We start from the raw sequence: 22,230 nt of genomic DNA, 5'->3' as shown, positions 1-22,230 counted from the left end.
GCCGGTGATGAGTACAGCCCAGGCTATTGCAGGTTTGGCACCAGGTCTGAGTGTTGTACAGAATTCTGGACGTCCTGGTACAGGGGCAAATGTGAAGATTCGTGGAACAGGTACTTTCTCCAGTGCCGGTACTGATCCGCTGGTGCTTATAGACGGTTTGTCTGGTAATCTGGATGATGTAGATCCTAATGATATTCAAAGTATTTCTTTCTTGAAAGATGCCGCTTCTGCTTCTATTTATGGTAACAGAGCTGCAAACGGAGTTATTCTGATAGAAACAAAGAAAGGTGCACAGGGAAAAACTGTAGTAACCTATAACAATTCATTTGGCTGGCAGCGGGCAACAGAACTTCCTGATTTTCTTCCGTCTTGGGAATATGCTACGTATTATAATATGGCCATGCAGAACATGAGTAAGCAGGATGCTTATTTGCCGGAGCAGATACAGAAATATAAAGATGGCTCTGATCCGGACAACTATCCGAATGTGAATCATCTGAAGTGGCTGTTGGAAAGCGGTTCAGGTTTCCAGCACCAGCATAATGTAAGCATTCAGGGAGGAAATGCGACGACAAGTTACAATCTCTCTATCGGTTATAGAAATCAGGAAGGACTTACAGCCAAGACGTCTAATGAACGCATGACTGCTCTGTTCTCTTTGAGAAGCCAGTTAAGCAAGTCTCTTACATTGAGTTTGAATATCAATGCTTACAATAACAAATACAATGCGCCGAACGGTGAGCCGACAAGCATTGACGGTATAATAGGTTATGCAGTCCGTGAGGCTCCTATCTATGCAGGACAGAAATCTGATGGAAGCTTTGGGTATCAGGATAATTATAGTCCGGAAGCCTGGCTGGCAAGTGAATCATTTGTGGAGAATGTCAGCCGTAATATAAATGCTTCCGGACAATTAAGATGGGATACTCCGATTAAAGGATTGTCACTGACCGGAAAAGCTGGCGTAACATACTGGACTAAATATGATAAGACTTATCGTGCAGAGACTTATTTTGATGAAAATAAGACGGTCGGTCCTTCTACATTGAATATCTGGACATCAAATAATACGAATACCACTCTGGAAGCTTTAGTAAATTATGAAAAGACGTTCGGCAGTCATGACTTGAAGGTTCTAGCCGGTACCTCTGTAGAACAGACTTCCAATAAAGGTCTGGAGGGTTATCGCAATACCTTCCCTAATAATGCCTTGTATCAGCTTGGAGCCGGTGATGCATCAACTGCCACAAACAACAGTTCTTTGGAAGAGTATGCCTTGGTTTCTTTCTTTGGTCGTGTGAACTATGCGTTTAAGGATAAATATTTGCTGGAGGCTAACCTGCGTTATGACGGCTCTTCCCGTTTTGCGAAAGATAACCGTTGGGGCATTTTCCCTTCAGTTTCTGCAGGATGGAGAATTTCTGAAGAAAATTTCTGGAAAAATACGCGTGCAGGTGAGGTTGTCAATAACTTGAAACTGCGTGCATCGTATGGTGTACTGGGTAACCAGAATATCGGAGTATATCCTTATCAGCAGACATACGATCTGGATCATAATTATCCGTTGGGTAATCCAGCCACTTTGGTCCCCGGTACTTATGTTTCTACTTACCGCAACCAGGATCTTACCTGGGAAAAGACAGCTATCACCAATGTGGGTTTGGACTTCGGGTTGTTCAATAATACGTTAAATGGTAGTATTGAATATTTCTATAAATACACTTCAGACATTCTTGCACCGGTTGAAAAAGCTGGTATTCTTGGGCAGAATGTGAGTGAATCGAATGTAGGTGCAGTATCCAATAAAGGTATTGAAGTAAACTTAAGTTATAACGGACGTATTGGCAGAGATTTCCAGTTTAGTATTGCGCCGAATTTTACATGGGTAAAGAATGCGGTGGAAGAACTGGCAAATGGTGCTACAGAAGAAATCAACAACAACCGTATTGTGGGACAGCCGATAGGTATTATTTATGGATATCAGACAGAAGGATTGTTCGTTGATCAGGCAGAAATTAATGAGGCTCCTGAACAGTTAGTAGGAAAGAGTGACTTGAAACCGGGCTATATACGTTATAAGGATATTAGTGGTCCGGACGGTGTACCTGATGGAAAGGTGGATGCTGAATATGACCGTACAGTATTGGGTAGTACTACTCCCAAGTTCTATTATGGCTTGAACCTCTCGGCTTCTTACAAAGGCTTTGATTTCTCCGCACTGTTCCAGGGATTAGGCGGTTATCAGCGTCAGATAGGTTCTTATATGGCTTATGCGTTTTATAACGGCGGACAGATTCAGAGATGGCAGGCTGAAAACTGCTGGACAAAAGAGAATCCAGATAAATGGGCAGAATATCCTCGCATAGAAACGATGAATATGAACCATCCGAACCTGCAGACCTCCGATTACTGGGTACGCAATGCAAGCTTCTTACGTTTGAAAAACTTGCAGCTTGGTTATACCTTGCCACAGGCATGGACCAAGAAGATTGGTATTGAAAAGTTACGCGTATATGTAAGTGGTCAGAATCTTTTCAGCTTTAACAGTTTCTATCAGGGATGGGATCCTGAGAATGAAATTGGAACAGGTGATTCTCCTTCTTACTATCCTATTACAGCCATTTATTCGTTTGGGTTTAACTTCAAGTTCTAATTACTATAAATCTATAAAGATATGAAACCGTTATTACAAATATTACATATAGCCAAGTTGTCAGTTTATTCTTTGGCTTTGTCTGGTGTGCTTGTCAGCTGTTCGGATTTGCTGGAGAAAAATCCTCCTTCTGCTATCTCGGACAATACTTTCTGGACAGGTGAGAATGATGCTTATCTGGCATTGGTAGGTTGTTACCGCTTTCAGACAGGTTGGTCCCATGATGATTTTGCAACTCCTCAAGGATTGTTGTATCTTGATTTTGCTGGAGGCAACGGTACGGAAAAAGAGAATTTTACTACTCTGATGGCCAGTTCCAATACAGTTGCGACGAATAGCAATATTGAGTGGTATTGGAAGAATGCCTATACACAGATTGCAAAATACAATAATTTTCTGGTTAATGTTGGGAAATGTCCAATGGATGAAGATACTAGAGAAAAATGGAGTGCAGAAGTAAAAACTTTACGTGCTTATTTCTTGTTTAATCTGGCATTTTATTTTAAAGATGTTCCTATGTCACTTGCACCGTTAACTGTGGAGGAGGCTAATACGATTAAGCAGACAGCCCAGGCAGATGTGTATGCCCAGGTGGAAACTGATTTGAAGGAAGCCGCCAGAATTCTTCCGGACAGTTATGATGCAGAAGAATATGGACGTCTGACAAATGGTGCGGCTAAAGTATTGTTGTCTCGTTTGTATTTGGCTCAGGACCGATGGGGAGATGCTGCTGATATTTTGAATGAAGTAATTATTTCAGGCAACTATCAGCTTGATCGCAGAAATGGAGATGAAAGTTATGAAAAGCTGTTCCAAATAGGAGGCGAATATAGCCCTGAGACTATTTTTTGTATCATGGGTATTGCGGATAAATTTACAAATTCCCGCTATCAATATCTGTATCCGGAATGTGCTTATGGTGGCTGGCATCAGTTTGCTCCTTATAATGAACTGGTAAAAGAGTATTTCTGTACGGATGGAAAAGATATTGATAACTCAGGTGTGTATGATGATAATGATCCTTATGCTAATCGTGAAATAAGATTGTATGCTTCTATTTTCCTTCCTCCGTTGGGCTCTTATCCTGGAACAAAATATAATGATATAACTTATAATTGTTTCCAAGGACCTAATACGGCAGATAGTTACAATCGTTTCCCGTTGTTTAACGGTTATTGTCCCAAGAAAGGTTGTGATCCTTCGATTACGAATAATTTAGGTTCAACGCCTACTTATACTCCTCTTATGCGTTATGCTGAGGTGCTGTTGAGTTATCTGGAAGCGTTGAATGAATCTAATCCGGGTGCCGTTGATCAAACAGTGCTTGATTTGACAATCAATGATATACGTAATCGCGTGAAATTACCAAAATATCAAAAAAGTGATTTGCCGACTCAGGAGGATGTGCGTAAGGCAGTTCGTAAGGAAAGACGGGTAGAGCTGGCTTTTGAGGGGTTTAGATATTTTGATATACTTCGTTGGGGAATTGCAGAACAGGAGTTGAATCATACGTTTACAGGAGTCAAACTCTCGGATGACCCTGATGCTCCTAATTATCGTGGAAGTGGCTCTGCGGCCTCTCCGGTTGACCAAGATATGTATTATCAGTTTGAAACCCGTACATGGTCTGCCCATAACCGATATTTCCCTATTCCGCAAAGTGAAAGAAATGTTAATAAGAACCTGAAACAGAATGAAGGATATAACTAAATTTTAGTATCAATATAGCCGGCGGTATTCTTGAGGAGTAACGCCGGTTATTTTTTTAAATAAACGGTTAAAGTAAGAATAGTCCTCAAAAGCCAGTTGAAAAGCAATTTCTTTGACAGCCAGTTCCTCTGTGATTAGTAGGAGCTGAGCTTTTTCTATTTTCTTTTGGTTGATATATTGCAAAGGTGTAGTTCCTAATTCTTTTTTGAAAAGACGGATAAAATGGTCTTTGGAAAGACAAGAGATTTCTGCGAGTTTTTCCAATTCAATGGCCTCATTGAGATGTTTACGGATATATAAAACAGTTTTAGCTATCCGGTTATCTTCCATTTCAATTTTGGATTGTCCTTGTTTAAAAAAGCGAGATAGCAGTTGGAATACGATTCCTCTCGATTCAACCTTATCGCAAAATGCCCGTTGTCTGTTTTTTATAAGATTCTGCATGAGTGTTGGATTGTTGTCGTATGTGGTAGGGTCGGACTTTTGCAGAGTCATGTGCGGGTTAATTTCGCATAAGCGTTTGAATAGAGCCAAATCTAAATCTGTTGCTTCTATTTCGACGGGAAATTTCCAATGGTCTAACCAGTCGTTGTCTGAGTAATGATCTTCGTAAATATGCAAGTAGTAATGTACGAAATTAGATTTACAAATATTGGTATGAATGGTAAGCGCAGGGATGAAATACATGTGTTTGGGTGATAACGTATATATTCCATCAGGAAGTTCTATTTGAGCACTTCCTTCCGTAACATAATATAAACGTGTAAATGGACTGTTTGCATTTTTCCAGTTCCAATCTGCATTGTGAACAGCTAATCCTACGTTCAGGACTAATGGGTGCATTTGTTCTACTTGTAGATTCATAGGTATAGATTATTAATTTGCCATAAAAGTAATAATTATTTCTTCGTGTAGATGATTTTAATAGATCTTTTATCTGATACAAATCGATATTGTACAGGTAAAGTTCTTTAAAATGCTGTTTTTGTCGATATTAGCCTATAAACTCTCGTTTTGATCCTATTCTTTTGGGGCTATTCTCCGTACATTTGTTTATATAAATTATCAGATAATAATACTTATGAAAACAAGACTCTTATTAGTCTCTTTATTTTTATCTATGGCCGGATTGTCGGCACAGACTTATCAGGTACCGGTATCGGAACAGGATGAACCGATGATGAAAGGAAAGTTCGAACCCACATGGAATTCGTTGGAAAACTATCAGGTGCCGGAATGGTTCCGTAACGTGAAATTTGGTATATGGGCTCACTGGGGGCCACAGTGTGTGGAAGGTTCAGGCGACTGGATGGCTCGTTCCATGTACATGGAGGGTACTCGTGAATATGAATATCATGTAAAACACTACGGACACCCGTCGGAAGTGGGCTTTAAGGATATTATTCCCTTGTGGAAGGCGGAAAACTGGGACCCGGACAGGCTGGTAGCCTTTTATAAGAAAATAGGTGCCCAGTACTTTTTTGCTTTGGGTAATCATCATGACAACATGGACTTGTGGGACAGCAAGTATCAGCCCTGGAATTCAGTGAATATGGGGCCGAAGAAAGATATTCTGGCCGGATGGGAAAAAGCCGCAAGAAAATACGGATTGTATTTTGGAGTCAGCTTGCATGCCGACCATGCGTGGAGCTGGTATGAGCCTTCTCAGCGTCATGACACGAAAGGTCCGAAGAAAGGAATTCCATACGATGGGAAACTGACCAAAGCAGACGGAAAAGGAAAATGGTGGGAAGGATACGATCCGCAGGATTTGTATGCACAAAACCATCCATTGAGTGAGAACAGCTGGGATAACGGAATGATTCATCGCCAGTGGGCTTGGGGCAATGGAGTTTGTGTGCCGAGCCAAGAATTCTGTACGAACTTTTATAACCGTACACTTGATGTAATCAATCGCTATAACCCTGATTTGCTATATTTTGATGTGACAGTAGCTCCTTTCTATCCGGTAAGCGATGCGGGGCTGAAGATCGCTGCTCATTTTTATAACCACAATATGGCTACTCACAAAGGGAAACTGGAAGCGGTGATGTTTGGTAAGATTCTCGATGAAAATCAGCGAAAAGCACTGGTGTGGGACGTAGAGCGCGGTGCTCCCAATAAAATTATCGATCAGCCGTGGCAGTCATGCTCCTGCATTGGCGGATGGCATTACAATACGTCTATTTACGAGAAAAACGAATATAAATCAGCGGCATACGTAGCTAAATTGTTGGTAGACATTGTGAGTAAGAACGGAAATCTGTTGCTGAGCGTACCTCTGCGTGCAGATGGAACTTTCGATGAAAAAGAAGAGAGAATTCTGAATGAATTTGGGGCGTGGATGAATATAAACAAGGAAGCTATTTATGATACTCGTCCGTGGGTAGTGTTCGGGGAAGGTCCGATTGCGGAAGAAGATATTCCACTCAATGCCCAGGGATTCAATGAAGGTTCTTACAGTCAGGCCGGAGCAAAGGAAATCCGTTTCACACAGACACCGAAGTATTTGTATGCTACTGTGCTAGCATGGCCGGCAGATGGAAAGGTGAACATCAAGTCACTGGCTACAGACAGTAAACTTTATGAAGGAAAGATTCGTAAGGTAGAATTATTGGGATACGGAAAGGTGGACTTTGTCCGTACTGCCGAAGGCTTGTCGGTTACACTTCCTGCGCAGCCGTTGAATCAGATTGCTCCCGTATTGCGAATCGCGAAATAATAAAATGTGGTAAGATGGAAGGATATAGAGTAAAAGAGTATGGTATGCCCGTCAAGCGGTATTGCCAGGCATTGGATTTGAAAAACAACCCGGAACTGATAGCGGAATACCGGAAAATGCATAGTCGCGAAGAAGCTTGGCCGGAGATTCGGGCAGGAATCCGTTCAGTGGGGATGCTGGAAATGGAAATCTATATCGTAGGCTGCAAGCTGTTCATGATTGTGGAAACACCGCTTGATTTTGACTGGAATAGCGCGATGAAACGCCTGGCACAGTTGCCCAGACAGGCAGAGTGGGAAGATTATGTGGCACGTTTTCAGGAATGCGTGCCGGGAAGCAGTTCTGCCGAGAAATGGCAGTTGATGGAGCGTATGTTTTATTTGTATGAATCTTAAAAAGTTATCACTATGGAATACCATGAAATAGGAAAAACGGGGATGAAGGTATCCTCTTTGAGTTTCGGAGCTTCTTCTTTGGGGGGAGTCTTCCATGACATTAAAGAAAAAGAAGGATTGGAAGCGGTGTTTACCGCCATTGATTTGGGGATGAATTTTATCGATGTGTCTCCTTATTACGGACATTATAAGGCTGAAACGGTATTAGGAAAGGCCCTGAAGGAGATTCCTCGCGACAAGTATTATCTTTCTACGAAGGTAGGACGTTATGGAAAAGACGGGATAAATACCTGGGATTATTCCGGGAAGCGGGCTACGGAGAGCGTGTACGAAAGTATGGATCGCTTGCATGTGGACTATATCGACCTGATTAATGTGCACGACATTGAGTTTGCCGATTTGAATCAGGTGGTTAATGAGACTTTACCGGCTTTGGTGGAGTTAAGAGAGAAAGGGGTAGTAGGTCATGTGGGTATCACCGACCTGCAACTGGAGAATTTGAAATGGGTGATTGACCATTCGCCGGCAGGAACGGTAGAGTCGGTGCTGAACTTCTGTCATTATTGCTTGTGCGATGACAAACTGGTCGATTTTCTGGACTATTTTGAGTCGAAAGGTATCGGGGTAATCAGCGCCTCTCCATTGTCTATGGGCTTGCTGACCGAAAGAGGTGTACCGTCATGGCATCCGGCTCCTCAGCCGTTGGTAGAGGCTTGCCGAAAGGCCATGGAGCATTGCAAGAGTAAGAATTATCCGATAGAAAAACTGGCCATGCAGTATGCCGTGAGCAATCCGCGCATTGCTACGACGTTGTTCAGTACGGCCAATCCGCAGAATGTGAAGAAGAATGTGGCTTTCATAGAGGACCCGATGGATGAAACTTTGGTGCGTGAGGTGCGTGAAATTATCGGCGACCAGTTCCGTGTAAGTTGGGCTAATTCTTAAAGGAGGAATTTGTATATGGGGTTTATAATAATCGATGCACATTCTCATTTGTGGTTAAAACAGGATGCGGTGGTTGAAGGACTGCCTATCCGCACCTTGGAGAATGGAAGGTCATTGTTCATGGGGGAAGTGAGACAGATGCTTCCCCCGTTCATGACCGATGGAGTAAACAGTGCCGAAGTGTTCTTATCTAACATGGACTATGCGCAGGTGTCTGCGGCTGTGGTGACGCAAGAGTTTATCGACGGGTTTCAGAATGACTATTTAGCCGAGGTTGCAGTCCGTTATCCCGACCGTTTCTTTGTATGCGGAATGTGTGAGTTCCGTAAGCCGGGCTATCTGGATCAGGCGCGTCAGCTTATTGCACAGGGATTCAAGGGGATTAAGATTCCTGCACAGCGTTTGTTGCTCAAAGAGGGGCGTGTAAGATTAAACTGTGAGGAAATGATGCAGATGTTCCACCTGATGGAGCAGAACGGGGTGCTACTTTCCATTGATATGGCTGACGGAGATACACAGGTGGGCGAACTGGAGGAGGTAATTCAGGAGTGCCCGAAATTGAAGGTGGCCATCGGACATTTCGGTATGGTAACCCGTCCTCAGTGGAAGGAACAGATCAAGTTGGCTCGTCATCCTCATGTACGTATTGAATCGGGAGGGATTACCTGGTTGTTCAATGACGAGTTTTATCCGTTTAAGGGGGCGGTAAGAGCTATCCGTGAGGCTGCTGAGCTGGTCGGCTTTGAGAAACTGATGTGGGGGTCGGATTATCCGCGTACCATAACGGCCATTACTTACCGTATGTCGTACGACTTTGTGAGCAAATCCGATGAATTGACAGAAAGAGAGAAAGCACTCTTCTTGGGAGAAAATGCCCGCAGTTTCTATGGTTTCCATAATCTGCCGGAGCTTCCTTACATTAAGAATATGTCGGAATAAACAAATGGGGAAATGATGAAAAACAATAATAGCTATAAATTACCGCTTGCACTGGTTTTCAGCCTGTTCTTTTTGTGGGCTATTAGCAGTAACCTGTTGCCTACCATGATTCGGCAGTTGATGAAGACCTGCGAGCTGAATACCTTTGAAGCGTCTTTTACGGAAACCGCTTACTGGCTGGCGTATTTTATTTTCCCGATTCCGATAGCCATGTTCATGAAGCGGTATAGCTATAAAGCTGGTATCATCTTTGGCTTGGTGTTGGCGGCAGCAGGTGGTCTGTTATTCTTTCCGGCTGCCATGCTGAAAGAATATTGGGCTTATCTGTGCATCTTCTTTGTTATCGCTACCGGGATGTGTTTCTTGGAAACAGCAGCCAATCCGTACGTAACTGCTTTAGGTGATGCAGCTACAGCTCCTCAACGTTTGAATCTGGCGCAGTCATTTAATGGGTTGGGAGCTTTTATTGCAGCCATGTTTCTGAGTAAACTGATATTGAGTGGCACACACTATACGCGTGAAACGCTTCCGGCGGATTATCCGGGCGGATGGGAAGCCTATATCCAGTTTGAGACGGATGCTATGAAAACTCCTTATCTGGCATTGGCGGTATTGCTGCTGGTCATTGCGGGAATCTTTATTTTCTTCAGGTTGCCTAAGATTGGAGATGAAGGGCAGCGGGGCACTTCTAAGGAGAAACTGATTGATTTCAGTGTATGGAAGCGGTCGCATCTGCGGTGGGGCGTCATTGCACAGTTTTTTTATAATGGCGGACAGACAGCTATCAACAGTCTGTTTTTAGTCTATTGCTGTTTGTATGCCGGTATTTCGGAGTCGGAAGCTACTACCTATTTCGGCTTGTATATGCTGGCCTTCCTGCTTGGACGATGGATTGGTACCGGACTGATGATTCGTTTCCGTCCGCAAGATATGTTGCTGGTTTATGCATTGGTGAATATCCTGCTTTGTGCCATAGTTGCTGTGTGTGGAGGCTGGATTGGTCTGTATGCCATGCTGGGCATCTCGTTCTTCATGTCCATCATGTATCCTACCCAGTTCTCGTTGGCATTGAAAGATTTGGGCAGTCAGACGAAAAGTGGCTCTGCTTTTCTGGTGATGTCAATAGTGGGTAATGCTTGCCTGCCCCAGTTTACGGCTTATCTGATGCACGTTAATGAACAAATGTATCATCTGGCGTATGTGGTTCCGATGGTTTGTTTTTTGTTCTGTGCTTATTACGGGTGGAGAGGATACAAAGTATTGGATTGAGATTGTACATCTGAAAATAAAAATAATAAGAAAATGAAAGCGGTTCAAATTGCAGCTCCCCAGAAAATGGCAGTCGTAGAGATTGAGAAGCCTGAACTGAAGGCTGGGGAAATATTGGTAAAGATTGAATATGTAGGTTTCTGTGGTTCTGACCTGAATACTTATCTGGGGCGGAACCCGATGGTGAAAATGCCGGTTATTCCGGGGCATGAGGTTGGGGCGGTGATAGAAACCGTAGGACCGGGCGTACCGGAGAGTTTTAAGAAGGGCATGAATGTGACGTTGAATCCTTATACGAATTGCGGGAAATGTGCTTCGTGCCGGAATGGACGGGTCAATGCCTGTGAACACAATGAGACGTTGGGCGTACAGCGTAATGGGGTAATGTGTGAATATGCGGTACTTCCTTGGTCGAAAGTTATTCCGGCTGAAGGCATTTCTTCCCGTGACTGCGCCTTGATTGAACCAATGAGTGTGGGTTTTCATGCGGTATCACGTGCGCAGGTGATTGACAATGAAGTGGTGATGGTGATAGGTTGCGGTATGGTCGGTATGGGAGCCATTGTGCGTGCGGCTTTGCGCGGGGCTACCGTAATTGCCGTAGATTTGGATGATGAAAAGCTGGCACTGGCACGTAAGGTAGGAGCTGCGTATGTCATCAATTCGCGTACGGAGAATGTGCACGAGCGTATGCTGGAATATTCCAATGGAATAGGAGCCGATGTGGTTATCGAGGCGGTAGGTAGTCCGGCTACTTACGTGATGGCGGTCGATGAGGTCAGCTTTACAGGGCGTGTGGTTTGCATTGGTTATGCTAAGAGTGGGGTAGAGTTTCAGACAAAATACTTTGTGCAGAAGGAATTGGATATACGTGGTTCCCGAAATGCATTGCCAGCTGATTTCCACGCCGTAATACACTACATGAAAACAGGAAATTGTCCGGTGGAGCAGTTGATATCGAGCGTTGTATCTCCTGAAAATGCATCGGAAGCAATGGAAGGTTGGGCGGCGAATCCGGGCAAAGTATTCCGTATTTTAGTGAAATTCTAAGAAAGTTTACGCTGGAAATGATTGCGTAATTTCAGGCGTTTGTTTATGCTCCGCTGATGTGATAAAAAAACGTCAGGGCGTTTGTGTCAAAACATAAAAGAGTTTTGTTTTAAACGCCAAAGAGTTTTGGTTGAAACGTACTTGTGTTTCTTTTGAGACATAAGTACGTTTTTTTATGTCAGATTGTTCCGTTTGTGTATTGAAAAGTTGTACTTTTGGCATATCTTACAAGTTTATTTTAATCAACCATAAATTAATGCGTAGATGAACACAAAAAGCATCTTTTTAGTTCTGTGTTGTTTGACCGCCTTTCCATCCTATGCACAGCACGTGCCAACCTTGGAGGAAGTGGTGAACGGAGGTCTGATTGTCACGAAGGGCGAAAGCCGGGTAAACTGGCTTTCAGAGGGGAACAGTTATTCAAAGAAAGAGAAAAATCCGGCTGGGGGATACGATATCGTTTCGTATACGGCCGGTAAAAACAAGCGTGAGGTACTTATTTCGGCTTCCATGTTCGTAAAGCCGGGTACTTCCGACACGTTGTCTGTCCGTAGTTTTAGTTTTGACACCTCACATAAGCAGGTTCTGGTGTATACCAATACACGGCGTGTCTGGAGGTATGATACGCGCGGAGACTATTGGGTATTGAACATGGAAACGGGCAAGTTGAGGCAATTAGGAGCTCAGTTGCCTGAAAGTAGTCTGATGTTTGCCAAGTTCTCGCCCGATGGTACGCGTGTGGCTTATGTCAGTGGGAATAATATCTATGTAGAGTATGTTTCCGACGGGAAGGTTGTACAGTTAACACATGATGGAAGCAGTACAATTGTGAACGGTACATTCGATTGGGTATATGAAGAAGAATTTTCCTGCCGTGACGGATTTCGCTGGAGTCCCGATGGCAAGTACATAGCCTACTGGCAGAGCGATACGGAAGGTACCGGATGGTTTGACATCATCAACAATGTCGATTCACTTTATCCGAAAATCCTTCGTTTTCCTTATCCGAAAGCCGGAACCACGAATTCGGCAGTTAAGGTGGGGTACGTAGCTGCTTCCGGTGGAGAAACCACATGGATTGATCTGCCTGGTGACCCTCGTCAGAATTATATCATGCGAATGGATTTTATACCGGAAAGCAATGATTTGTTTATCCAGCAGATGAACCGTCCACAGAATACGAACACAGTGTGGATTGCTACCATCGGAGGCGGTGCTCCGAAGAATATCCTGACAGAAACAGATGCCGCATGGGTGGAAACGAACGACCAGGTGACCTGGCTGAAGAATAATACTTACTTTACATGGCAGAGTGAACGAAGCGGCTGGCGTCATCTTTACCGCGTAAGTCGTGATGGAAAGGACATTCAGCCCATTACCAAAGGGGAGTTCGACTTTATCGAACAGGTGGGCATGGACGTGAAGAAAGGTCTCGTCTATTTCATTGCTTCACCCGATAATTATACTCAACGGTATCTTTATTCTGCCGAGTTATTGGGAAAAGGTGAGGTGAAACGTCTCAGTCCGATGGATGAGCAGGGACAGCATCGGTATGATTTGTCTCCCGACGGGAAATATGCGGTACATACGTTTAGTAATTCCGTGACTCCTCCCCGGATAGAGATGGTGGCTTTGCCTTCTCATAAAACGGTGTCAGTCATTGAAGATAACCAGAAAGCTGCGTCGCAGTACCGGCAACTTCAGTTGAGTCCGAAGGAGTTTGTCAAGACTCGTTCTGGCGAGCTGCAACTGGATGCATGGATGATCAAGCCCGTTAATTTTGAGCCGTCGAAGAAATATCCGGTAATCATCGATGTATATGGTGAACCTGCAGGTTCTACGGTGCAGGATGTATGGCAGGGAGGCGATCTGTGGCATCAGTACCTGGCTAATCAGGGATATATTGTAGTCAGCATCGAGAACCGTGGGGCTGCGGCTCCCCGCGGACGGGAATGGAGAAAGTGTATCTATGGAGAAGTTGGAACGTTTGCTTCGCAAGATCAGGCACAGGGAATTCTTGATTTGGCCCGTCAGTATTCCTTTATTGATACTTCCCGTATTGGTATTACGGGCTGGAGTGGGGGAGGCAGCCAGACGTTGAACTGCATGTTCCGCTATCCGGATGTGTTTTGCACGGGTATAGCTATTGCTTTCGTGTCCGACCAGCGGCTATATGATACGATTTATCAGGAACGTTACATGAATACACCTCAGGCTAATCCGGAGGGTTATCGTAAGGGTTCTCCTATTACTTATGTAGAGGGACTGAAGGGTAACCTGCTGCTTATTCATGGTACGGGTGACGACAATGTGCATTACCAGAGCTGTGAGATGCTGGTGAATGAACTGGTGAAGCACGGTAAGGTCTTTTATCAGTTATCCTATCCCATGCGTTCACATTCCATCAGTGAGAGGGAAGGTACCACATATCACCTTCGCAAGTCTATGACAGATTATTTCTTGAAAAATCTTCCGGCGGGAGGACGATAAACGATAAGAAAGGCTGACCTCAATTCTGAGGTTGGCCTTTCTTCTTGGACGATAATCTGAATTATTAGTGAATTTTTCAGGTTTTTACCTTGATTCTTGTTGGTTTAAGTCAATCTCAATTCTATGAGGTGAAAAAAGTGTTATTTGATAGCCTTTAGATTTTTACTATTTCGAGTTTGATTGTCGGCATAATGTATTGTTTAACAAGTGAAACAATAGTGAAACAAGTGCCTTAAAAAGAATAAAAAGACAATAGTTCGTTAAAAATTCGCCACGCCTAAGCGGCTCTGGCAGTAAATAAAATGAGTTCTTTGAAAAGTTTGTCAATAACTTGCATGTCTGGGTTAATCCCGAACACGCAAATAAATCGTTCAAGCATATAAGCATTGTGTATGAAAGACTTGCAGGAGGATATGGAATAGGTTATTCCGAGCCTCTTACATGCCGCTTTGGCCAAGTTGACAGCAGCAAGCGATGCATTGAAGTGAAAATCCAATTTCCTGAAGTCGGTAGACTGGCAGCTGGTGATTCCTGCATGCTGCTTGCCATCTCTAAAGCAAAATTCCAGTTGGAACCTGGTTTTGTAATAATCCAGCACCTCATGTCCATCCATGGAATCGTCTGTAGAGAAGTAAAGCCGCCACTTGTCTGTTCTTCCGTCCATCGGATACCAGATGGCTAAGGAAACATACCTTTTGAGAGCTTTTGCATATACCCTCAATCCGTATAGCTTTCCTTTGTTCACCTCGTATTCCTTGCACCGGGTCAAATCCAGATTGGCAAAGTCAATCCTGCCGTCAAACCACTTGGGATGACCACGTTTTCCTGTTTTCTTTTCCAATGTCGGATAGTACAGGATTACGTCATTCCGAAAGCGGCTGATGACATGGAAATCGTTCTCACACATAGGTGTTATGAATGTTTCCTTGGAAAAGAATGCGTCTGCAACCACCGTTCTGGACAGGCTCTGTAGCTTGTCTTTTCTGCTGATAAGATAGCTGCTGTACCAGTCAACGAGGTTCTTGTCCATATTATCCAAGGTCTTACAATCCGGCGTCTGAATGGAACCTAAAGTCATGCATTCATGGTTGTCGATGTCTATGACACCGATGCCCATGATTTCCAATCCACGCTTGTATTCTCCTGCACAACCAGACCAGAAGTAACCTATCCGAGGTGTCTTCTTGCCTGATTTGGGGATACAGGAAGGATCCATGGCGATGGCTTTTCTTTTGCCTGTGAGATGCTTGCTGATGATAGAGCCGTTGAACGCAAACCAGTCGAAAGTTTCATGCTCAAAAAGGTTACGATAAGTCTGTTCTGAGAAACAGCCATATCTGCCCAATTGGAGGAAGTTTATACGATCTGGGATGGCCATGAATAATTTCATGGTGTCCATGAATGCTTTTTCAAAAGGTTTGTGTATATTCGCTACTGATTTGAGAGCCGACAGGCACTCGGATTGGTATTGCATAAGGAGTGTTTCTTTAGTCATAATCAGAAGAGTTCAGAGACTTCTAATTTACTAAGAAATAACGAATTATGCAACACTTTCTTCCTTTATTATCAGCAGGTTAGCTCTCTTTTTTCAGCACATTTCTTCATGCTTAACCATTCGTTTTTGACAACATTTCAATGACCTCTTTAGTGTTTCCGAACCAGCTTTTTCCGGTTCTATTGTTTAACTTTTAATGCGAATCAGCAGTTGGCTTTCTGATTCAAAAATTAAAAATTAACAAATGTAAGTAGAGCAATAGCCAACTTTCCAAAGGTATGTACCAACAGCCCTTTGGTAGCTCTTACTTTAGATGCTCTTTGAATTTCTGTTTTTTCATTCAGCCAGTTGAAAAAGGATTCGATAGGTTGTCTGACTTTTGAAACGGCTTGCGAGAAAAGGTCTCTTGCAGCTTTCTCCCTCTGTTTGAGAACTTCCGGTTCCCCTTTAATCTCTTTATGCGGAGTAAGCACTTTAACCGGATTGCTCTCATTAAAGAAAGAGAAATCGCTGCAAATTTTGTCTGCAAGCACCTTCTTTCCGGATAGGTATGGCACGCATTCGCTTTTGAATACGGTCAGGTCGTTGTCCGAAGCCGGTGTCAGAGTTATCATTTCCGGAAAAGGTAAGGTTCCCTCCCTACGCTGTCCTACCATATGCAGTTTCATGCCATACATAGTAGTACATGTTCTTAGTGGAGCAATACCCTTTTGATGTTATCTCCGTAGCTACTTTCCCCTCTCGGTTTTTCCCTTTACAGGTCACTATCGGCATAGAATTGACAATGGATATAATGGAGTTGCAATCCTTGGGCTTGAATGATTGTATCATGGTTTCCACCAGCACCTTAAATGTTTCTGAAAGCATATTTAGGCGTACGCAGAACGTTTGATAAGACGGCAATTTTGGAAACCATGATGACAGATACTCCTTAGCGAAGGTATGTATCTCCTTGATGTTGAAGTATCTCTGGCAGTACCCGCAGAACAGATAGATGGTAAGAACCTCCTCATCCGTAAACTCGGGATTGGAATTGTTACTGAATCTCTGGCAGTGGAAACGCAGAGAAGACTTATGGACATCACAGATATACATATACAAACCTATTAGTATTAAGTTTTTCTCCTTGGGAATCATAATTAGAAAAATGAGTGGTTTTATTCTTCTAATTTACTGATTTTCAGGGAGGTTACAAAATAATGAGATAATTAACTGAATTACAAACTTTTAAATCAAGAATCAGAAGATGTTTTCAACTGCTGATTCGCATTAATAACTTATCCCTATCTCCTCCAAAGTCATGATAATTCAGGTTATTGCCAGATAAATTTCATCTCGCTCGTATAAATGTAAGAATTAACTCAACCGTTTGCGTAAACGATATTTTTTGCTGAAAAATCTTATAAACGTTGCATTGCATTTTAAAATAATATTAGTACTTTTACATCCAAAAATAAAAGAACATTTAAAAAAAGAGGGAATTCATTAACTTATTGATTTAATATTTTATAATTAGGGACTTCCCTTAAAGCCAAAATAAAAATCACAGATGAATTGTCATAAAACACATTTTTAATATTAAAGCTATGAAAAAAGAGCGTCTAAAGCTAGTAAGTGCTATGTTACTTTTATCCGGCTTTTCTACCGGATATGTGCAGGCCGTACCCCATGCAGCGGCTGTAGAAATGTATTCTGTACAACAAGACAATACTTGCACGGGGGTGGTTGTAGATCAGAACGGTGAGACCGTCATCGGCGCATCTGTCGTTGTCAAAGGAACAACAAACGGAACAATAACGGGACTGGACGGAGATTTCAGTATCCCAAATGTCAAGAAAGGTGATGTCATTGTCGTTTCATATGTTGGTTATGTAGACTCTGAAATCGTATGGGAGGGAAAACCTTTAAAAATCGCGCTGAAAGAGGACAGCAAGACCCTGGATGAGGTTGTTGTTGTAGGTTATGCGACTGTCAAGAAAGCCAATCTGACCGGTGCGGTTTCTGCCGTCGATGACAAAGTGCTGGCAGACCGTCCCATCGTCAATTTGGGACAAGGTTTGCAAGGAACAATTCCTAATTTGAACATCACCACCAGCGGACAGCCGGGAAAAGGCTCAAGCTTCAATGTCCGCGGTGAAACATCCATCAATGGTGGTAGCCCGCTGGTTTTGGTCGACGGAGTACAGATGGACCCGAATCTGATCAATCCGCAAGATGTGGCAAGCGTATCAGTATTGAAGGATGCAGCTTCTGCCTCTATCTATGGAGCTCGTGCCGCTTATGGCGTTATCCTTATCACAACCAAGAGTGGTCGCAAGAATATGCCTACACAAGTGTCATTCGATGCATCTGTTTCATTCAACAGCCCGACAACCCGTCCGGAATACATGAACTCTATGGAATATGCGCACTGGATGAACGCTGCAAACAATACAACCAGCGGTCGTGATCTTTTCAGCCAGGAGGAGATGGAACACATAGAAGCTTATTTCTATGATCCGGTCAACAATCTTCCGGTCTTTGTGGCAAAAGACCCAAGTAGCTGGCAATATGGAAATTGCCAGGCCGGTAAATATGCCTATTGTGGAAACACGGACTGGATGAAGGAGATGTACAAAAAAAGTTACCCTGTCCAAAAATACAATGTAAACATCAACGGCGGTAGTGACAAGGCCACTTATTATACTTCGGTGGGCTATATAGACCAGGGATCACTGATGCGTTATGGGGATGAGGGCTTCCGTAAGTTCAATATGGTAAACAATATCAATTATGATATCAATAACTGGCTGCACGTCTCCATGAAGACAAGTTACATCCGTACCGAACTGGACGGACTTGCCCAGGATGCCGTACACGGAGAGTCATGGATCGGTAACGACACACAACCTCTCATGCCTGTAAAACATCCTGATGGTAACTGGTCAGGTCAAGGTAACTACACCAATTTTGCCGCAGTTCTGGATGAGATGGGTTCACGTAAGACCACAAAAAATGATTTCTGGAACACCCTTGCCGTGAAGCTTACCCCATTAAAAGGACTGACAATCAACATGGACTATACGTTCAACTATTATGCCGAACATAACAAGGTACACAGAAAAACATTCAACGAATATGGTATAGATGGCAAATTCTTACAGGTTTTCCAACACTCCAAACCAAGCGACGTATCAGAAAGCCAGGCCAATGACACATACAACGCTTTCAACCTGTTCGGTGACTATGAACTAACTTTGGGTAAACATTACTTCAAAGTAATGGCTGGTTACAATCAGGAAACCAAGCATACCCGTGGCTTCTCGGCAAGCCGGGATGAGCTTATCTCCAATGACCTTCCCTCAATGAACGCTGCTACCGGAGAGAAATATGTGGGGAACTCGGATGACAGTTGGGCCACAAGAAGCGGTTTCTTCCGTGTAAACTACAGTTTTGCAGACCGTTATCTGCTGGAGGTGAACGGTCGTTATGACTTGTCGTCCAAATTCCCGAAAGATGACCGTTCCGTATTTAGTCCTTCCTTCTCTCTGGGATGGAAATTATCGGAAGAGAGCTGGTTCAAACAACCCACTAACGGATTTTTTGATGAATTGAAGATAAGAGCCTCTTACGGTAGTCTGGCAAACCAGGCTTTGGATAATGGGTGGTACGCTTACCTGTCCAATTACGGAACTGGTACCTTGGGATATATCATGGGGGGAAAACAGCCCCAATACGTATTGCCAGGTGGTCTTGTAAGCAATACCGTTACCTGGGAAAAGGTTACCCAATGGGACTTGGGACTTGATTTTGTCATCCTGCAGAACCGTTTGAAAGGTACATTCGACTATTACCAGCGTAAAACGACCGATATGTTGGGACCGGGTAGAATATTGCCTAATATCCTAGGTATGAGTGAGCCCTTGGAGAATGCCGCCGATATGGTAACACGCGGTTGGGAACTGGCATTGACCTGGAATGACCAGCTGGACAACGGACTGCATTACAGTGTGGGATTCAATCTTTCTGACACCCAAGCAGAAATCACCAAATATGACAATCCGACCAAGTCATTGTCTTCTCCATATTATGAAGGACAAATAGTCGGTGATATTTGGGGATACGAATCCACCCTGTTCCAGTCATCGGATGAGATAACTTCGGCCCCTGACCAATCCAAGCTGGATGGCGGAATCAGCAAGGTTCCCGGTGATATCAGATTTATGGATATTGACGGTAACGGTGTCGTGGATAATGGAGAGAACACAGTTGATAATCCGGGTGACATGAAGATTATCGGTAACAACAAGGCGCGTTACCGTTACGGATTCAATATCTCGGCGGACTGGAAGGGCTTTGATCTAGGAATATTCTTCCAGGGTGTCGGGAAACGTGACCTGATGCTTCCCCATACTTTTAAATGGCAATACGGAAGCATGTGGCAGGTTCCTACAGCTGTAGGTAACGATTACTGGCGTGAAGACAATGCAGGGGGCTGGCTTCCGGTGGCACGTTTCAACGGTAGCCAGGCTTTAGGTCAAAACCAGACACGCTATCTGCTTGACGCATCCTACCTGCGTCTCAAATCATTGTCTTTCGGATATACCCTGCCTGTTTCCCTGACCAAACAATGGGGAATACAGAAATGCCGCGTATATTTCACCGGAGAGAACCTGCTGACTTTCAAGCATACTCCGGAAGGATTTGACCCGGAACTGGACGATCCATACAAGTATCCACAGCAGAAATCGCTGGCTTTGGGACTTAATGTTGTATTCTAATCTTAACACAAAACTTTTATGAAACTGAAATATATACTTTATATGGCGGCTGCCCTGTCTCTGACAGGCTGTAATGACTCTTTTTTGGAAAGAGGTCCGCAAAATTTGAACGACCAGAGTTTTTGGGTATCTGTCAATGACCTGAAATCCTATGCCAATGCCTTTTATGGCCTGATACCGGGAGGAGTCAGTGTTTTGGATGACACGGACAGTGACATCCAGGTCCCTAACAATATCAATTCTTTCCTATGGGGACAATATGTTGTACCTACAGAAGGTGGCGTATGGCAAAAATCAAACTGGCAGAACATTCGAAACATCAATTATTTCATGACACATTATCAGAGTGTGCAGGCTGCCGAAGCGGATGTCAATATTTATGTAGCCGAAATGCGTTTCTTCCGTGCACTGGAATATTTCAACAAGATTCAGCTTTTGGGAGACGTGCCCTGGCTGGAAGTTGACCTGAATGTGGACAGCGAGGAACTGTACGGTCCGAAGATGAAGAGAAACCAAGTGTTCCAAAAAATCATCGAAGACCTGGATTTCGCCATCCAATGGCTGCCGGAAGCGGGTAGTGAAGAAGCCAACCGTCTGAATAAGGACATAGCCAGACACGTAAAGGCACGATTCTGCCTGAATGAAGGTACCCATTATAAATACCATGATGAATTGGAGTATGCCTCAGAAGCAGAAAAGTGGTTGCAAATGGCTGCAACTGAAAGTGACAAGCTTATCACATCAGGAAGATATGAAATCTATAATACGGGCCATCCACAAGAAGACTATTTCAATATGTACCGCATAGACGACAAGAGCGACCTGAAAGAGGCTGTCCTCTACGTGGATTATAAGACGAACATACGTGAACACAACATGGCAGCTGCAGGACGTGAGGCCGGATGCGGTTTCTCCAAAAGTTTTGTAGAAAGCTTCCTTTGTTCGGACGGGCTTCCCATTTCACTAAGTAATAAATATTTAGGCGATGAAACAATGAGAAAGGAAACGGCCAACCGTGACCCCCGTCTGAAACAGCTGATCCTCACCAATGATTTTCCGACAAACGTGACAGATGACCTGAAGGACTTTACTTTTGTGGTGAATGAGGATGAGTTTATCACCCAGCACTGTTTCACAGGATACAGACCTATCAAAGGATTCAATCCCATATACTCACAGGCGTTGTATATGAAAAGCTCCTTCGATGGCATCGCTTACCGTTATGCAGAAACCCTGCTGATCAATGCGGAAGCAAAAGCGGAATTGAATACCATTACCGATGCGGATTTGGATAGAACTATCAACCAATTAAGAGACCGTGTTGGAATGCCTCACCTGACAGTAAATGTAGGCTTTACCGATCCCAAATGGCCGGACTGGGGATACAGTCTGAGTCCTATTTTGCAAGAGATCCGTCGTGAACGCTGCATTGAGTTGGCAGGAGAAGGCTTCAGATTCAATGATCTGAAACGTTGGAAAGCCGGTAAAGTGCTCAATAATGTGCTGACTTATGTGGGGAAAAGAAAACCAGACGGTAATCTGGCCATTGTATATCCCAACTACACAAATCCCGACCTTTCATATCAGGCAGGAAAAAGCCGTACTTGGGAAGACAAGATGTACCTTTATCCGATTCCGACTGGAGAACTTCAGAGAAATCCGCAATTGTTACCACAGAATCCGGGATGGTAAATGTAGTGACAACGGATTTACAAGCTGTGATTTAGATTGACAAGGAGACCGCCATGGGCAAATATATGTACCGGTGGTCTCTCTTCATTTTGTCAGCCCGGTCACGGCAT

At 43.7% G+C, this 22,230-nt stretch carries 15 protein-coding genes; 11 read left to right on the top strand and 4 right to left on the bottom strand.

Going from position 1 to position 22,230, the window contains the following annotated elements:
• Positions 1–2,653 (top strand): SusC/RagA family TonB-linked outer membrane protein (locus WKT20_RS02440; protein WP_340416765.1); only part of this gene is annotated, 2,653 nt, incomplete at its 5' end.
• A gap of 21 nt (positions 2,654–2,674) precedes the next feature.
• Complete coding sequence (locus WKT20_RS02435; RefSeq protein WP_340416764.1) at positions 2,675–4,363, top strand: RagB/SusD family nutrient uptake outer membrane protein; 1,689 nt, start codon at positions 2,675–2,677, stop codon at positions 4,361–4,363.
• Positions 4,364–4,372: 9 nt separating this feature from the next.
• Here WKT20_RS02435 and WKT20_RS02430 read toward each other — a convergent pair whose 3' ends face one another.
• On the bottom strand, positions 4,373–5,227 hold the full coding sequence (locus WKT20_RS02430; RefSeq protein ID WP_340416763.1) for an AraC family transcriptional regulator: 855 nt from the start codon (positions 5,225–5,227) through the stop codon (positions 4,373–4,375).
• 217 nt (positions 5,228–5,444) lie between these two features.
• On the opposite strand from WKT20_RS02430, the gene WKT20_RS02425 reads away from it, so the two are divergent.
• The 7 genes from WKT20_RS02425 to WKT20_RS02395 all read left to right on the top strand — a co-directional run bounded on the left by WKT20_RS02425 (position 5,445) and on the right by WKT20_RS02395 (position 14,173).
• Positions 5,445–7,085 carry an alpha-L-fucosidase gene (locus WKT20_RS02425; protein ID WP_303240314.1) on the top strand — a complete coding sequence of 547 codons (1,641 nt, stop codon included), beginning with the start codon at positions 5,445–5,447 and terminating at the stop codon, positions 7,083–7,085.
• 14 nt (positions 7,086–7,099) lie between these two features.
• On the top strand, positions 7,100–7,480 hold the full coding sequence (locus WKT20_RS02420) for an L-rhamnose mutarotase (protein ID WP_117700991.1): 381 nt from the start codon (positions 7,100–7,102) through the stop codon (positions 7,478–7,480).
• Between the two features lie 12 nt (positions 7,481–7,492).
• A complete protein-coding gene (locus tag WKT20_RS02415; protein WP_340416762.1) occupies positions 7,493–8,425 on the top strand; it encodes an aldo/keto reductase in 933 nt (310 codons plus the stop codon).
• 15 nt (positions 8,426–8,440) lie between these two features.
• Entirely contained in the window at positions 8,441–9,364 is a 924-nt protein-coding gene (locus tag WKT20_RS02410; RefSeq protein WP_340416761.1) for an amidohydrolase family protein, read from the top strand.
• A gap of 15 nt (positions 9,365–9,379) precedes the next feature.
• Positions 9,380–10,633 carry an L-fucose:H+ symporter permease gene (gene fucP, locus WKT20_RS02405; protein ID WP_340416766.1) on the top strand — a complete coding sequence of 418 codons (1,254 nt, stop codon included), beginning with the start codon at positions 9,380–9,382 and terminating at the stop codon, positions 10,631–10,633.
• Positions 10,634–10,666: 33 nt separating this feature from the next.
• Entirely contained in the window at positions 10,667–11,683 is a 1,017-nt protein-coding gene (locus tag WKT20_RS02400) for a zinc-binding alcohol dehydrogenase family protein (protein ID WP_117700985.1), read from the top strand.
• A gap of 264 nt (positions 11,684–11,947) precedes the next feature.
• Positions 11,948–14,173, top strand: coding sequence for a S9 family peptidase (locus WKT20_RS02395; RefSeq protein WP_340416760.1), 2,226 nt, complete (start codon positions 11,948–11,950; stop codon positions 14,171–14,173).
• Positions 14,174–14,450: 277 nt separating this feature from the next.
• Here the strand turns inward: WKT20_RS02395 and WKT20_RS02390 are convergent, their stop codons facing one another.
• The 3 genes from WKT20_RS02390 to WKT20_RS02380 all read right to left on the bottom strand — a co-directional run bounded on the left by WKT20_RS02390 (position 14,451) and on the right by WKT20_RS02380 (position 16,763).
• A complete protein-coding gene (locus tag WKT20_RS02390; RefSeq protein WP_340416759.1) occupies positions 14,451–15,668 on the bottom strand; it encodes a transposase in 1,218 nt (405 codons plus the stop codon).
• A gap of 230 nt (positions 15,669–15,898) precedes the next feature.
• Positions 15,899–16,336 carry a transposase gene (locus tag WKT20_RS02385; RefSeq protein WP_340416758.1) on the bottom strand — a complete coding sequence of 146 codons (438 nt, stop codon included), beginning with the start codon at positions 16,334–16,336 and terminating at the stop codon, positions 15,899–15,901.
• Positions 16,308–16,763 carry a hypothetical protein gene (locus WKT20_RS02380; protein ID WP_340416757.1) on the bottom strand — a complete coding sequence of 152 codons (456 nt, stop codon included), beginning with the start codon at positions 16,761–16,763 and terminating at the stop codon, positions 16,308–16,310. The genes WKT20_RS02385 and WKT20_RS02380 overlap by 29 nt, the downstream gene beginning before the upstream one ends.
• Positions 16,764–17,254: 491 nt before the next feature.
• On the opposite strand from WKT20_RS02380, the gene WKT20_RS02375 reads away from it, so the two are divergent.
• Together WKT20_RS02375 and WKT20_RS02370 are read left to right on the top strand one after the other, a co-directional pair.
• A complete protein-coding gene (locus WKT20_RS02375) occupies positions 17,255–20,428 on the top strand; it encodes a SusC/RagA family TonB-linked outer membrane protein (RefSeq protein ID WP_117748710.1) in 3,174 nt (1,057 codons plus the stop codon).
• Positions 20,429–20,446: 18 nt separating this feature from the next.
• Positions 20,447–22,120, top strand: coding sequence for a RagB/SusD family nutrient uptake outer membrane protein (locus WKT20_RS02370; RefSeq protein ID WP_340416756.1), 1,674 nt, complete (start codon positions 20,447–20,449; stop codon positions 22,118–22,120).
• Positions 22,121–22,230: the final 110 nt, after the last annotated feature.

Origin of the sequence: Phocaeicola sp. ICN-14070, assembly GCF_037892625.1 — a bacterium.
In the GTDB taxonomy this organism is placed as follows: Bacteria; Bacteroidota; Bacteroidia; order Bacteroidales; family Bacteroidaceae; genus Phocaeicola; species Phocaeicola plebeius.
This window is presented reverse-complemented; position numbering and strand designations above follow the sequence as displayed.

Bases quoted from the DNA above. Each gene is read 5' to 3' on its own strand.
- WKT20_RS02435 (WP_340416764.1), top strand. From the start codon at position 2,675: ATGAAACCGTTATTACAAATATTACATATAGCCAAGTTGTCAGTTTAT.
- WKT20_RS02430 (WP_340416763.1), bottom strand. From the start codon at position 5,227: ATGAATCTACAAGTAGAACAAATGCACCCATTAGTCCTGAACGTAGGA.
- WKT20_RS02425 (WP_303240314.1), top strand. From the start codon at position 5,445: ATGAAAACAAGACTCTTATTAGTCTCTTTATTTTTATCTATGGCCGGA.
- WKT20_RS02420 (WP_117700991.1), top strand. From the start codon at position 7,100: ATGGAAGGATATAGAGTAAAAGAGTATGGTATGCCCGTCAAGCGGTAT.
- WKT20_RS02415 (WP_340416762.1), top strand. From the start codon at position 7,493: ATGGAATACCATGAAATAGGAAAAACGGGGATGAAGGTATCCTCTTTG.
- WKT20_RS02410 (WP_340416761.1), top strand. From the start codon at position 8,441: ATGGGGTTTATAATAATCGATGCACATTCTCATTTGTGGTTAAAACAG.
- fucP (WP_340416766.1), top strand. From the start codon at position 9,380: ATGAAAAACAATAATAGCTATAAATTACCGCTTGCACTGGTTTTCAGC.
- WKT20_RS02400 (WP_117700985.1), top strand. From the start codon at position 10,667: ATGAAAGCGGTTCAAATTGCAGCTCCCCAGAAAATGGCAGTCGTAGAG.
- WKT20_RS02395 (WP_340416760.1), top strand. From the start codon at position 11,948: ATGAACACAAAAAGCATCTTTTTAGTTCTGTGTTGTTTGACCGCCTTT.
- WKT20_RS02390 (WP_340416759.1), bottom strand. From the start codon at position 15,668: ATGACTAAAGAAACACTCCTTATGCAATACCAATCCGAGTGCCTGTCG.
- WKT20_RS02385 (WP_340416758.1), bottom strand. From the start codon at position 16,336: ATGAAACTGCATATGGTAGGACAGCGTAGGGAGGGAACCTTACCTTTT.
- WKT20_RS02380 (WP_340416757.1), bottom strand. From the start codon at position 16,763: ATGTATATCTGTGATGTCCATAAGTCTTCTCTGCGTTTCCACTGCCAG.
- WKT20_RS02375 (WP_117748710.1), top strand. From the start codon at position 17,255: ATGAAAAAAGAGCGTCTAAAGCTAGTAAGTGCTATGTTACTTTTATCC.
- WKT20_RS02370 (WP_340416756.1), top strand. From the start codon at position 20,447: ATGAAACTGAAATATATACTTTATATGGCGGCTGCCCTGTCTCTGACA.